This is a genomic window from Leptotrichia sp. oral taxon 215 str. W9775, assembly GCF_000469505.1.
GTDB lineage: Bacteria > Fusobacteriota > Fusobacteriia > Fusobacteriales > Leptotrichiaceae > Leptotrichia_A.
Map to the genome: position 1 here is coordinate 1 of NZ_KI272837.1, position 12805 is coordinate 12805.

The window sequence follows — 12805 nt, forward strand, 5'->3', positions numbered from 1 at the left end:
GGCAGTAAGAACAACATTTGTAACTACTTTAGGATTAGGATATGAAAACGAACTTGGAAGAGTAGGAAATGCAAAAAATATGGCAAGGGTAGCATATACTAATGCAGACTGGTTTAACATAAGAGGAGAAAAGGATGACAGAAGAGGAAACTTCAAGGCAGACTTGAATCTTGGAATAGAAAATCAGAGAGTAGGAGTAACATTTAATGCCGGATATGATACAAAAGGTCACAATGTAAGAGGTGGAATAGGATTTAGAGCTATTTACTAATAAGATAAGAAAAAAGGCAGTGAAACTTAGGTTTCACCGCCTTTTTTTAAGAGAAAATCTCAAATTTTGTATAAGTTTAAGACACAGTAAAGGATAATACGGGTGTGTACAAAATTTTGTGTATCTATAACTTCTACTTACTGTCATTTTTATTGTCTTTATTTATTTTTTCCAGTATGGAAGCAAAGCCTAAGGTTAGACCATCAATAAAATCTTTATTTTTAGGATTTTCTTCATCAAATTTCCATTCATTTCCCTCTTTTTTAAACACAACTTCTACATTTTTTTCAAAATATTTTAAATCTTTCGAATTTAGTTTTTCTTCAAAGAATTCTTTTGAAAGGTTTTTAATTTTTGCTTCTGTATCTTCCTCTTTTCCATTTAACGCAGAAAAACTTAATTCCATTGCCTTCTGAAAATATTCAGGGAAATAACTTGCTAATTCAGGAATTTTTAAGTCAACATTCATAGTTGTAGTATCTCCTTCAACTTTTGCATTTGTAACTTTATAAGTTAATTTTTTATATGCATTTGCAAAAGCTTCAGACATTTCATCGTTAGGATTCGAAAAATTCTTAGTATTAGAAATAATTCCTGTTATATTGGTTGTTTCTCCAGATTGTAACGCATTTAAATCCTTTTCAAGGATTTTCTGTGCTTCAGGTTTACCGCAGCTAACAGTTAACAATAATGTTAACATAATAATAGTTAATATTTTTCTCATTTAAATCACTCCATTTATTAGTTTTATTATTTTTTATTTTTCAGGTAAAAATCATATATTATCTTTAAACATTACAGTAAAGACTATAAATAATATTCCACAGCATACTAGAAGGGCTTTTTCTGCAAGAAGTTCAGAAAAAAATGAACCTGCGATTGCACCTATCATAAAAAAGACTATTAGGCCATAATAAATTAAAACATTATGCTTGAAGTCACTATCTTTTGTAGTTAGATAGTGGTATAAGTTTTCCGTTCCGCTTCTGAGGTTTCCAGTGCACATTGTTGTTGCAGAAATATTTCCCCGAATCTTTCTGAAGGCCTGTACCTGAAGGGAACAGACAAAAGAAATCGCAATATTTACATAGACATTAAGTTCACCTTTAGGAACAAAGGAAGAAACAAGAAGAACCACTATTTCCATAAGGATTATAATCTGTCTCCAGTGGATTTTGCTATATTTAAATTTTTCTTTTATGTATTCGGCAATTAAAATACCAAGTCCAAAAGCTGCAATTGGAAGGAAATAAAATAGTGCCTTCATCCATTTCATTTCAATAAGCCTGAGGGCGAAAAATACCATATTTCCTGTCTGGGCATTTGCAAGAACCTTTCCTCTTATAGTAAACGTGTAGGCGTCAGTAAAACCACCTACAAGGCACAGCAGTAATCCAAGTCTGAAGGTTTCAGCTATCTTTTTTTTATTTTCTTTTTTATTTTCCATATGAATAATCTCGCATTATTAAAGAATAATTCTTACAAAATCATTTTTTCTAGGTTTAGGAGAAGGAAGCTCACAGTCACGATAGCCTAAAATACAGAATCCTATTCCAGCATATTTATCTTCCACTCCCCATTCACGAGCAAGATTTCTACCTTCTTCAGATTCAAAAATTTGTCTTGCCCTGTGAATCCAGCATGAATCAACTCCAAGAGCATAAGCGGCATTCATAAGATTTCCCATTACAAGACTTCCGTCTTCAACAAATGTATGTGAAGTAGTGTCTCCAAAAACAACAACTACTGTAGGTGCATTATAAAATGGCTTTGCATCCGGATTTCCCATTACTTTTGCATTCATTACTTCCAGAGTTTTTATAAGTTCGGCATTCTGTATGGCAACAATGGATGTTCCCTGAATACCTCTGCCATTTGCGGCATATGTTCCTGCTTCAAGTATTTGATTTAAAAGACCTGTGTCAATCTTATCATTTTTATATTTTTTTATGCTTCTTCTTTCAATCAGATTTTTCAGTGTTTCATTCATAAGATTTCCTCCTGCTGATAAAAATGTTTTTATAATATTATAACAGAAAATTTTAAATTTTAAAAGATTGACAATATGAAATTTAGAGTATATAATGTATATGTAAAAAATAAGGAAATAATATAAAATTTATATTTCTGGTCTATTTGTTACCGACAATACAATTTTTGGGCTTTACTCTATTATAATGGGGTCATCTCTTTATATGCTGAATCAGGAAAATCACGGCGGTCAAGACTTAGCACGGATTCTGTACATCATTATAAACATGACTACCACCTGTACACTTTTACAGGCTACCAAAAATTAAGTCGAAACGGTAGATCGGATTTTTTTATTAAAATTTTTATTGAAAAATAACAAAAAAATTAATGTTAATATTTTCTTTTAAAAGTTGAAAAAGGATAAAGATAATAGAAATCCAGTTTTATCAATGGTAAAAGATAAGAAAAAAGGATTTAAAATAACAGTAAGTTGAAAAAGGTAAAAAATTTTTTTTAGGAGAGTATTGCTTTTTATCAAAATCAGGGTATATTTTATTAGTACTTATTTTTAAAAAAGATTTTATCTTTTTTGTCTTTTCATAGCGTTACTTGAAGAGTGGATCCCCAACCACTCTTCTTCTTTTATTCAAATATTTTAATTTTATAGATTTTCACAATTCAATTTATATTTGCCACTTTTGATTTTTGTAAGAATTCCTTTGTCACATAGGAAAGAAATTTCTCTCGATAGGGAAGGACGTGTAACTTCAAATTTTTTAGCTAGTTCAGAAATACTAGGCTTAAATGAAATATATCCATTTTTCTGGTTTTCCTTAATATAGCTGAGGACTTTTTCATTTATAGTTTTATTCATAAAGTTAAACCATATTCTTTTAGAAAGAAGCTGCCCCTTATTTGAAATTTCATCCAGAAAATTAACAAGAAGCCTTTCATCCTTCTGCATGGCATTCAGAAAATTATCCTTATTTAAAAATAAAAATTTTGAATTTTCCGTAGAAATAAGATCTACAGGGAAAGTTCTGCTGCTTCCAAAAATAAAGGCGGGAGCAATAAGCTGATACGGAGTAATGTAGTCAATAGTTATAGTATCCCCGTTAAATTTCTGCATTTCTCCTTTGGAAGTTCCTGACAGAATAATGATAATCTGTTCAAGTGCATCTCCCCTAAAAAAAACAGTTTCCCCCTTTTTGTAGTTTTTAATCTGAAAATTCAGAGTTTTCAGAATTTCTTTGATTTCTTCTATATTAAAACCTTTAAATAAAGGTATTTTAGACATTATTTCATAAAGTTCCTGAGGTTTCATAAAGTAATCACTCCCTGCATTGAATTTATATAAAATATTTTTCAGTTATCAGATTATACCATAATATTATGTAAATTTTACATTTTTAGGAAAAAATGATTTTTTCTATTTAAAAAAGATACAATGTAGGTTATAATTACTATGTAAAATTAAAAAGTAAACCGGAATTTTAAGAATGGAGGAAATGGAAATGGAGGATGAAAAAGTTCTCATAATAAATACCGGAGGAACAATAAGCATGGTTCATTCAGATAAAAATGATCCTGAAAGTGCCTTAAGACCTTCAAAATCATGGAGTGAAGTTGTGAAAAACTATCAGTTTCTGGAAAATCTGAATGTAGGATACGCACAAATAAAGGATGTTATAGATTCTTCAGATATGAATTGTGAAGTATGGAAGGAAATTGCTGAAATAATAGATGAAAATTACTATAAATATAAGGGATTTGTTATTCTGCATGGAACAGACACAATGTCCTATACTGCAGGGATGCTGTCCTTTATGCTGAAAAATTTAGGAAAGACGGTTATTCTTACGGGAGCACAGAGACCTATTCAGGAAGTCAGAAGTGATGGGCTTCAGAATCTTTTAACTTCCATTGAAATAATAGAAAGACAGAATAGAATTCCGGCTGGAAAAAGTGAGTATGGATTACCCATAATACCTGAAGTATGTGTTTTTTTCAGGGATTATCTCTTTAGGGGGAACAGGTCGCGAAAACTGAATACATCAAACTATTTTGGATTTTCTTCTCCAAATTATCTGTTTCTAGGGGAAGCCGGATCAAAAATAAAAGTATATGAAGACAGGCTTTTAAAAATGCCAAAACCTGAAGAAAAATTTTATGTAGATTATGAAATAGACACTAATGTGATAATTCTTGATATTTTTCCTGGTTTCAATCCGGAAGTTCTTCTGAAAATTTTTTCAGGAAATGGAAATATGAAGGGACTTATCCTGAAAACATATGGAAATGGAAATGCTCCGCAAAATAAGGAATTTTTAAAGGCGTTAAAATTTGTAATTGATTCAGGCGTAGTAGTGCTGAATGTTACCCAATGCAATGAAGGAAGTGTGGAAATGGGAATTTATGAAGCAAGCTCAGAACTTGTGAAACTTGGTGTGATAAGTGGATATGATATGACTCCTGAAGCTGCCATTACAAAATTTATGCATATTTTAGGAAAATATAATGATGTGGAAATAATAAAAGAAAAGCTGAATGAGAACATTGCAGGGGAAATTTCAGGAGTATAAAATAAAAGAAGTAAAAAAATAAAAAAAATTTAAAATTATACTTGTTTAATTAAAAAAAATATGTTAGAATATCACGTACATTTAAAAAGGATATTCCGCTTTTATTGTTGCTGCCGAAGAATATCGGTATAGATGAAATGAATATCGCGTAAAGAAGGGAGTGGATTTCTTGAAAGAGAAATTAATCGAATTAGTAGAAAAAGATTATCTTAAATCTGATATTCCTCAATTTAAAGCAGGGGACACAATAGCTGTTCACTACAGAGTAAAAGAAGGAAACAAAGAAAGAATACAGGTTTTTGAAGGTGTAGTTATTAGAGTTTCTGGAGGAAGCGTAGCTAAAAACTTCACTATAAGAAAAGTATCTTCAGGTATAGGTGTTGAAAGAATAATACCTATCAATTCTCCTTTAATCGAAAAAATAGAAGTTAAGAGAATAGGAAAAGTAAGAAGAGCAAGATTATATTATTTAAGAAACTTATCAGGAAAAGCTGCTAGAATTAAAGAAATTAGAAAGTAGCTATAAGCTAGCAATTGCTAGCTTTTTCTGTTTATAGGAAAGGAAAAAGATGAATATATTGTTATGGGGAATATTTTATTTAGTAACAGCTGTATTTCTTGTATATTTCTTTTTTAAGGAAAAGGAAGTTATAGATTTTGTAAAAGCTAAAGAAGATTTGCTACTGAATAAAATTTCATTAGAAGAAAATGATAAAAATGTAATGAGAGGAAATATCATTACTATAATAGGATTATTAGTGACAGCTTTATTTTTTTATATTTCAGACAGGACACCTGATCCTAATGTAGGAATAAAAATAATAGGTATATATGGGATGTTTATATTAAACGTTGTATTTCTTGTACTTCGTGCACAGCATGAATGGATATTTATGGGAAATATAGTAATGCTTATACTTGGTCGTCTAATGTTTAATATAATGGATGTTAAATTTTATATATTTTTAGTAATAAATGCAATATTAGCCGTAATTCTAATCTTTTTATTCAGACGTCCTACTAAAGAGGAAATTACAGAAAGAACTCTTCTGGAGGAAATGAAGGAAGATAAAAATAAAAGCAATGAAAAGGTTACGATAGAAAATCTTGAGGAAAAAATAGAAGTTGAAAAGAAACGTAGAAGCAGTTTTGGAAAAGCTCTTCACAGGGTTGATATGTCGGTAATGGCAGTAGTGCTTGTACTTCTTATACAGACTTTCTATATTGGGAATTATGTAATTCCTACAGGATCAATGGAAGAAACAATAAAGATAAAAGACAGAGTTTTTGCAAATATGGTAAAATATAAATTTACATCTCCAAAGGTAAATGATATTGTGGCATTTAAAGAACCTGTTACAAATAAGCTTATGTTTACAAAAAGGTTGGTAGGGGTAGCAGGGCAGACTTTACAGATTAAAGATATACAGGAAATGAATCTGACAGATCCTTCAATGGTTGATGAAGACACAGGAAACGTTACAGTATCAACTGTTGATGCTGGAAATATTTATTTAGATGATAAAAAAGCTGAAAAACTGAATAGACCATATACTAAAGAAGGTTTTTTATTAGACAGCAAAATATATATTCCTAAAAAAGGTGATAAAGTAAAAATTGATAAAATAGTTATAATTCCTAAAGGAAAAGCAAGAGTGAAAAAAACAGATAACTTTGTTACCGGAACTTACTGGTCAGGATATGGTGACGGGAATTACAAATATCTGACTCCGGAAGAATTTTTAGCTAGGGTAGGTACAGATAAAGGATTTAAGGATATAATAGGAAATGAAGATCATTATGAGGAAGGTAATCCAAAATATGATGTATACTATACATTCTTTCTTAAAGTGGAAGGAAGAGATGAACTTGTACTTCCTATAATGGACTTTAAATATGATGATGCCCTGTTCCTGAAACTGTTAAAGGGAGAAACTTTGACTCTTGATAAGAACTATTATATCGCTATGGGAGATAACACTACAAACAGTCTTGATTCAAGATTTTTTGGATATGTTGCAGAAGACAGGATAAAAGGGAAGTTACTATTAAGATGGTGGCCATTAAACAGACTGGGATTAATATAATAAAAATTGGAGCAGGGATTGAATCTCCTGAAATAGTCGAAAAGCTTACAAAAATTCACAATGAAAATTTTGAAGAAAAGAAAAATGAAAGTTATTTTTTAGAAATTCTGAATAATGACCTGTATGATGTTTATTGTTTATCTGAGGAAAAAACTTCAGAAATATCAGGGTATGCAGTATTTTATGATACCTTTGACAGTACGGATCTTTTTGAAATAGCTGTTTTGAAGAAAAAACAGGGGAAAGGATACGGCAATGCATTGCTGAAGTATACAGCTGATATTTTTTGTAAAAATGGAAGGAAAATATTTCTGGAAGTTAATGAAAACAATGAAAAAGCAATAAAACTCTATGAAAAAAATGGGTTTGAAGAAATATCAGTAAGAAAAAATTATTATGGAAATAATCAGAATGCAGTAATTATGATGAAAAATGAAGATATATAAAAAAGATGTTGTGGTAGAAAATATAATATAAAAGGATTGGAGGTAAGGAATTTTCCGGTATGCAGTTAAATTATGGAAAATTCCGGAAATATGAAAAAAGAACTGGATAAAGTTTATTCGCCAACTGAAATTGAAGACAAGTGGTATAAAATATGGGAAGAAAATGGATACTTTAGTGCACAGCATAATGATGAGAAGCCAGGTTACTCAATAGTAATCCCACCTCCTAACGTAACAGGGATACTTCACATGGGACATATGTTGGATAACACTATTCAGGATGCAATAATAAGATATAAAAGAATGAGCGGATTTGATACTTTATGGGTTCCCGGAATGGATCACGCAGGAATTGCAACTCAGAATAAAGTTGAGAGAATGCTGAAGGAACAGGGAACTTCAAAGGAAGAAATCGGAAGGGAAGAATTCCTGAAAAAAACATGGGAATGGAAGGAAAAGCACGGTGGACTTATAACTAAGCAGTTAAGAAAACTGGGAGTTTCTCCTGACTGGTCGAGAGAAAGATTTACAATGGATGAAGGGCTTTCAAGAGCTGTAAAGGAAGTATTTATAAAACTTTACAATGATGGTCTTATTTATAGAGGAGAATACATTGTAAACTGGTGTCCACATGATAAAACTGCCCTTGCAGATGACGAAGTAAACCACTTTGAAAAAAATGGAAAAATATGGGAAATAAAATATCCTATAAAAGATAGTGATGGATATGTTGTAATTGCTACAACAAGACCTGAAACGATGCTGGGAGATACAGGAGTAGCTGTAAATCCTAACGATGAAAGATATAAGGATTTAATAGGAAAAAAGGTAATACTGCCATTAATGGACAGGGAAATACCTGTAGTTGCTGATGAATATGTAGATATGGAATTTGGAACAGGAGTAGTTAAAATGACACCTTCCCACGATCCTAACGACTTTGAAGTGGCAAAAAGAACAGGACTTCCTTTCCTGAATATATTTACAGAAGATGCAAAAGTAAATGAAAATGGTGGAAAATACTGCGGGCTTGAAAGATTTGAAGCAAGAAAGGCTATCCTGAAAGATCTTGAAGAACAGGGATACCTTGTAGGAGTGAAGGAACATAAAAATGCTGTTGGTCACTGTTACAGATGTGACTCAGTAATTGAGCCAAGAGTTTCTACACAATGGTTTGTAAAAATGAAGCCTCTTGCTGAAAGAGCTCTGGAAGTAGTAAAAAATGGTAAAATACAGATAACTCCAAAAAGATGGGAAAAAGTGTACTATAACTGGCTTGAAAATATAAGGGACTGGACAATTTCAAGACAGATCTGGTGGGGACACAGAATACCTGCCTATTATGCGGAAGACGGTTCAATATTTGTAGCTAGGGATTTAGAGGAAGCAAAAGCTCAGGCAAGGGAAAAGTTTGGGAAAGATGTTCCTTTAAGGGAAGAGACAGATGTACTTGATACATGGTTTTCATCAGCTTTATGGCCTTTCTCCACAATGGGATGGCCTGATAAAACAAAGGATCTTGAAAAATTCTTTCCAACAAATGTACTTGTAACAGGGGCAGACATACTGTTCTTCTGGGTAGCAAGAATGGTAATGATGAGTTTATATATAAATGATGAGATACCTTTTGATTATGTATATTTACATGGTCTTATAAGAGATGAACAGGGAAGAAAAATGAGTAAATCCCTAGGAAACTCACCTGATCCTCTAGATCTTATAGATAAATACGGAGCTGATGCAATAAGATTCAGTTTCCTTTACAATACATCACAAGGCCAGGATATACATTTTTCAGAAAAACTTCTTGAAATGGGATCAGCTTTTGCAAATAAAGTATGGAATGCATCAAGATTTGTGTTGTCTAACCTTGAAGATTTTGATGATAAAGTGTCTGTAATGGATTTGGAATTCAAGCTGGAAGACAGATGGATACTGTCAAAACTTCAGTCAGCATCAAAAGCTATAAATGAAAGCATGGAAAAATATGAGCTTGACAGTGCGGCAAAAATAGCCTATGAATTTTTCAGGGGAGATTTCTGTGACTGGTATGTGGAAATTGCTAAAACAAGAGTTTACGGTGGAGAAGGTACAGATAAAGCAACTGCCCAGTGGGTATTGAAACATGTGCTTGATAATGGTCTGAAAATGCTTCATCCATTTATGCCATTTATTACAGAAGAAATATGGCAGAAACTTGAAATAGATGAGCCTACTATAATGCTTTCAGATTTCCCTAAGGAAGACAAGGCTTTAGTAAGTGTTGAATCAGAAAAGGAATTTGACTATCTGAAGGAAGTAGTAACAGCTGTAAGAAATATAAGAGGAGAAAATAATGTTTCCCCTTCAAAGAAAATAGAAGTAATATTCAAGACAGTAAACGAAGGTGAAAAGAAAATACTGGAGCACAATCCTAAAATTTTAGATAAGCTTGCAAATGTTGAAAAATATGACTTTACACCTAATGTTGAAATTCCTGAACTTGTAGGATTCAGACTAGTTGAAACTACTGAAATATATGTTCCGCTTGCTGATCTTATAGACAAGGAAAAGGAAATTGCAAAACTTGAAAAGGATATAGAAAAAACTCAGAAGGAACTGGATAAGGTTTTAGGAAAGCTTTCAAATGAAGCATTTTTATCGAAAGCACCTCAGGCTGTTGTTGACAAGGAAAATGCAATTAAGGAAGAACTTGAAACTAAAATTGCAAAATTCAGGGAATCAATAAACCTGTATAAATAATTTGTGTAAAATAATGAAATTCTGATAAAATTTTATATTTCTGCTACTGGATGAAAAATTTATTAATCTTTAAAAAAAGTAAAAAATGTAGTATAATATAAAAAAGAAATTTTATACATGACATATTAAATGTATAAAAACAAAAAACTTACGAATGGATTAATTTCCGGGAGGGAGAACTTTAATGGGAGCTATGTTTTGGGCAATTGCTACGGCAGTATTTGCAATACTTGAAATTGTGATACCTGGTCTTGTTACAATATGGCTGGCTCTTGCCGCTCTAATTGTGACGGTATTTGCAGGATTTATAAATAATCCTACTGTGGAATTTGTTATTTTTGCGGTATTTTCATTGATTTTTGTAATATTTACAAGACCTGTTTTGAGAAGATACATTCAAAAGGCAGACAAAAAATTCAGTCCTCAAATGAAAGGTTCTGAAATAAAAATCGAAAAAGTTGTAAATACTGACAAACAGAAAAAGGAATATGAAGTAAAATTTAAAGGTTCCATATGGACAGGAACTAGTGATGAATTTTTTAAGGTAGGAGATATTGTCAAAATTAAAAATTTTGAAGGAAATAAGATTATACTTGAAAGAAAATAGTATCAGAAAAATATTTTAAATAAAACTTAGGAGGAGATTACAATGTTTCTTTTATTACCATTTGGAATAATAGTAATAGTAGCTGCGTTAATAATAATATTTAAGGCTATTAAAATTGTTCCTGAATCAAGAGTTTACATTATTGAAAAATTAGGAAAATATGACCAGTCGCTGTCATCAGGTCTGAATTTTATAAATCCGTTTTTTGACAGAGTTGCAAGGGTTGTTTCATTGAAGGAACAGGTTGTGGATTTTCCACCTCAGCCTGTAATTACAAAGGATAACGCCACTATGCAAATTGATACAATAATATATTTTCAGATAACTGATCCAAAGTTATATACTTATGGAATTGAAAGACCTATATCAGCTATTGAAAATCTTACTGCAACAACATTGAGAAATATAATCGGGGATATGACTGTTGACCAGACATTGACTTCGAGAGATGTAATAAATACAAATATGAGAGTTGAGCTTGATGAAGCTACAGATCCATGGGGAATTAAAGTAAACAGGGTTGAGTTAAAGAGTATAATTCCACCGGCTGACATAAGATCTGCCATGGAAAAGGAAATGAAGGCGGAAAGGGAAAAAAGAGCGAATATCCTTGAAGCACAGGCTAAAAGAGAATCTGCAATATTAGTGGCTGAAGGGGAAAAACAGGCGGCAATATTGAGAGCGGAAGCTAAAAAGGAACAGGCTATAAAGGAAGCTGAAGGGGAAGCGGAAGCTATTCTTTCAATTCAGAAGGCAAAAGCAGAGGCATTGAGACTTCTGAATGAAGCAAAACCTACGCCTGAAGTACTTTCATTAAAAGGAATGGAAGCATTTGAAAAAGCGGCTGACGGAAATGCCACAAAAATCATCGTTCCTGCAAATTTCCAAAATCTTGCAAGCACAATAACTGCATTTGCAGAATTAAATGAAAAAACTGAAAACTAATATAGTTCAGAAGTTAAGGAGTACTTTTAAAGCTGATATTTTTTCAGAATGTAGTAATGCTAAATAAATATTATTGTTAAATACAACAAAGTATGCTAAAATATTTAGGAAAAATAAAAATATGGAGGAAGAATAATGAGAAAAGTAATCGTAGCGGGAAACTGGAAAATGAACAAAACTGCAAAAGAGGCAGCAGAATTTTTTGCAGAATTTAAACCTTTAGTTGCAGATGTTAAAAATGCAGGGATTGTTATAGGGGTACCGTTTACAGCTTTAGAGACAGCAACAAGAGAAACAGCAGGATCAAATATTAAAATAGCTGCTGAAAATATGAATGCAAATGACAGTGGGGCTTATACAGGAGAAGTTTCTCCATTAATGTTAAAGGATTTAGGTGTTGAATATGTTATTTTAGGACACTCAGAAAGAAGAGAGTACTATGGAGAAACTGATGCCATAGTTAATGAAAAAGTAAAAGCGGCACTTAAACATGGATTAAAACCAATTTTATGTGTTGGAGAAAAATTGGAAGAAAGAGAAAATGGAACTACTGAAAAAGTAGTTGAAGAACAAGTAGTAGGTGGATTGAAAGATGTATCTGCTGAAGAAATGACAAATGTAGTAATAGCTTATGAACCTGTATGGGCAATAGGAACAGGTAAAACTGCAACTCCGGAACAGGCTCAGGAAGTTCATGCATTTATAAGAGGATTACTTGGAAAACTTTACAGTGCTGAAGTGGCTGAAAATGTAACAGTTCAGTATGGTGGATCAATGAATGATGCCAATGCGGCTGAGCTTATCGCTCAAAAAGATATAGATGGTGGATTAGTTGGAGGAGCAAGCTTAATTCCTGAAAAATTCACTGTAATAGTAAAAGCGGGAGATTCTGCAGTTAAGTAGTTAATGTATAATTTGCCGTAAATTCATAGGAGGAATAATGTTAGAAAATTTACTGGTAATAATTTTAGTAGTTTTAGCTATAATCATGATAGCTGTTATCCTGTTACAGCCTGACAGAAGTCAGGGACTTGCTAAAAATGCCAATATAGTAGACGAGGAAAAAGAAGGAATCGAAAAGTTTACTGAATGGATAGCAACAGCATTTCTAGTTGTAGCAGTATTGTTTCAGATAATAAGATAATAAAAAA

14 protein-coding genes and 1 other RNA gene are annotated in these 12805 nt (G+C 32.0%); 11 read left to right on the plus strand and 4 right to left on the minus strand.

Annotated features, from left to right (window positions below):
• On the plus strand, positions 1 to 271 hold a 271-nt coding region (locus tag HMPREF1984_RS11495), incomplete at its 5' end, for a hypothetical protein (RefSeq protein ID WP_021766502.1).
• A gap of 133 nt (positions 272 to 404) precedes the next feature.
• On the opposite strand, the gene HMPREF1984_RS03420 is transcribed toward HMPREF1984_RS11495, so the two are convergent.
• Genes HMPREF1984_RS03420 through HMPREF1984_RS03430 form a run of 3 tightly spaced genes read right to left on the minus strand, consistent with a single transcriptional unit; the run spans position 405 to position 2261 of the window.
• On the minus strand, positions 405 to 995 hold the full coding sequence (locus HMPREF1984_RS03420; protein ID WP_021766503.1) for a hypothetical protein: 591 nt from the start codon (positions 993 to 995) through the stop codon (positions 405 to 407).
• 51 nt (positions 996 to 1046) lie between these two features.
• Positions 1047 to 1718: a YoaK family protein gene (locus tag HMPREF1984_RS03425; RefSeq protein WP_021766504.1), complete on the minus strand. Its 672-nt coding sequence runs from the start codon at positions 1716 to 1718 to the stop codon at positions 1047 to 1049.
• 18 nt (positions 1719 to 1736) lie between these two features.
• Positions 1737 to 2261 (minus strand): nitroreductase family protein, encoded by a 525-nt coding sequence (locus HMPREF1984_RS03430; protein ID WP_021766505.1) that lies wholly within the window; start codon positions 2259 to 2261, stop codon positions 1737 to 1739.
• Positions 2262 to 2392: 131 nt separating this feature from the next.
• On the opposite strand from HMPREF1984_RS03430, the gene ssrS reads away from it, so the two are divergent.
• Positions 2393 to 2596, plus strand: a non-coding RNA gene (ssrS, locus tag HMPREF1984_RS11125) — 6S RNA.
• A 310-nt stretch (positions 2597 to 2906) separates the two neighbouring features.
• Here the strand turns inward: ssrS and HMPREF1984_RS03435 are convergent.
• Positions 2907 to 3569, minus strand: a complete 663-nt coding sequence (locus HMPREF1984_RS03435) for a Crp/Fnr family transcriptional regulator (RefSeq protein ID WP_021766506.1) — start codon at positions 3567 to 3569, stop codon at positions 2907 to 2909.
• Between the two features lie 190 nt (positions 3570 to 3759).
• Here HMPREF1984_RS03435 and HMPREF1984_RS03440 point away from each other — a divergent pair, with 190 nt between their 5' ends.
• The 9 genes from HMPREF1984_RS03440 to HMPREF1984_RS03480 all read left to right on the plus strand — a co-directional run bounded on the left by HMPREF1984_RS03440 (position 3760) and on the right by HMPREF1984_RS03480 (position 12798).
• On the plus strand, positions 3760 to 4827 hold the full coding sequence (locus HMPREF1984_RS03440) for an asparaginase (protein WP_036099622.1): 1068 nt from the start codon (positions 3760 to 3762) through the stop codon (positions 4825 to 4827).
• Positions 4828 to 4996: 169 nt separating this feature from the next.
• Positions 4997 to 5347, plus strand: coding sequence for a 50S ribosomal protein L19 (rplS, locus tag HMPREF1984_RS03445; RefSeq protein WP_036099624.1), 351 nt, complete (start codon positions 4997 to 4999; stop codon positions 5345 to 5347).
• A gap of 49 nt (positions 5348 to 5396) precedes the next feature.
• Positions 5397 to 6914: a signal peptidase I gene (gene lepB, locus HMPREF1984_RS03450; RefSeq protein ID WP_021766509.1), complete on the plus strand. Its 1518-nt coding sequence runs from the start codon at positions 5397 to 5399 to the stop codon at positions 6912 to 6914.
• Positions 6881 to 7360 (plus strand): ribosomal protein S18-alanine N-acetyltransferase, encoded by a 480-nt coding sequence (gene rimI / locus HMPREF1984_RS03455; protein WP_021766510.1) that lies wholly within the window; start codon positions 6881 to 6883, stop codon positions 7358 to 7360. Before lepB ends, rimI begins: the two co-directional genes overlap by 34 nt.
• Positions 7361 to 7450: 90 nt before the next feature.
• Positions 7451 to 10102: a valine--tRNA ligase gene (locus tag HMPREF1984_RS03460; RefSeq protein ID WP_036099636.1), complete on the plus strand. Its 2652-nt coding sequence runs from the start codon at positions 7451 to 7453 to the stop codon at positions 10100 to 10102.
• Positions 10103 to 10286: 184 nt separating this feature from the next.
• Positions 10287 to 10709, plus strand: coding sequence for an NfeD family protein (locus tag HMPREF1984_RS03465; RefSeq protein ID WP_021766512.1), 423 nt, complete (start codon positions 10287 to 10289; stop codon positions 10707 to 10709).
• 42 nt (positions 10710 to 10751) lie between these two features.
• Entirely contained in the window at positions 10752 to 11654 is a 903-nt protein-coding gene (locus HMPREF1984_RS03470; RefSeq protein WP_021766513.1) for an SPFH domain-containing protein, read from the plus strand.
• Positions 11655 to 11789: 135 nt separating this feature from the next.
• The gene (tpiA, locus tag HMPREF1984_RS03475; RefSeq protein WP_021766514.1) at positions 11790 to 12557 is read left to right on the plus strand and encodes a triose-phosphate isomerase; all 768 of its coding nucleotides are present in this window, start codon (positions 11790 to 11792) and stop codon (positions 12555 to 12557) included.
• Positions 12558 to 12594: 37 nt separating this feature from the next.
• Entirely contained in the window at positions 12595 to 12798 is a 204-nt protein-coding gene (locus HMPREF1984_RS03480; protein WP_021766515.1) for a preprotein translocase subunit SecG, read from the plus strand.
• The last annotated feature ends 7 nt before the right edge of the window (positions 12799 to 12805 follow it).

Bases quoted from the DNA above. Each gene is read 5' to 3' on its own strand.
- HMPREF1984_RS03430 (WP_021766505.1), bottom strand. From the start codon at position 2,261: ATGAATGAAACACTGAAAAATCTGATTGAAAGAAGAAGCATAAAAAAA.
- HMPREF1984_RS03470 (WP_021766513.1), top strand. From the start codon at position 10,752: ATGTTTCTTTTATTACCATTTGGAATAATAGTAATAGTAGCTGCGTTA.
- HMPREF1984_RS03420 (WP_021766503.1), bottom strand. From the start codon at position 995: ATGAGAAAAATATTAACTATTATTATGTTAACATTATTGTTAACTGTT.
- HMPREF1984_RS03440 (WP_036099622.1), top strand. From the start codon at position 3,760: ATGGAGGATGAAAAAGTTCTCATAATAAATACCGGAGGAACAATAAGC.
- lepB (WP_021766509.1), top strand. From the start codon at position 5,397: ATGAATATATTGTTATGGGGAATATTTTATTTAGTAACAGCTGTATTT.
- rimI (WP_021766510.1), top strand. From the start codon at position 6,881: ATGGTGGCCATTAAACAGACTGGGATTAATATAATAAAAATTGGAGCA.
- tpiA (WP_021766514.1), top strand. From the start codon at position 11,790: ATGAGAAAAGTAATCGTAGCGGGAAACTGGAAAATGAACAAAACTGCA.
- HMPREF1984_RS03435 (WP_021766506.1), bottom strand. From the start codon at position 3,569: ATGAAACCTCAGGAACTTTATGAAATAATGTCTAAAATACCTTTATTT.
- HMPREF1984_RS03425 (WP_021766504.1), bottom strand. From the start codon at position 1,718: ATGGAAAATAAAAAAGAAAATAAAAAAAAGATAGCTGAAACCTTCAGA.
- HMPREF1984_RS03465 (WP_021766512.1), top strand. From the start codon at position 10,287: ATGGGAGCTATGTTTTGGGCAATTGCTACGGCAGTATTTGCAATACTT.
- HMPREF1984_RS03460 (WP_036099636.1), top strand. From the start codon at position 7,451: ATGAAAAAAGAACTGGATAAAGTTTATTCGCCAACTGAAATTGAAGAC.
- HMPREF1984_RS03480 (WP_021766515.1), top strand. From the start codon at position 12,595: ATGTTAGAAAATTTACTGGTAATAATTTTAGTAGTTTTAGCTATAATC.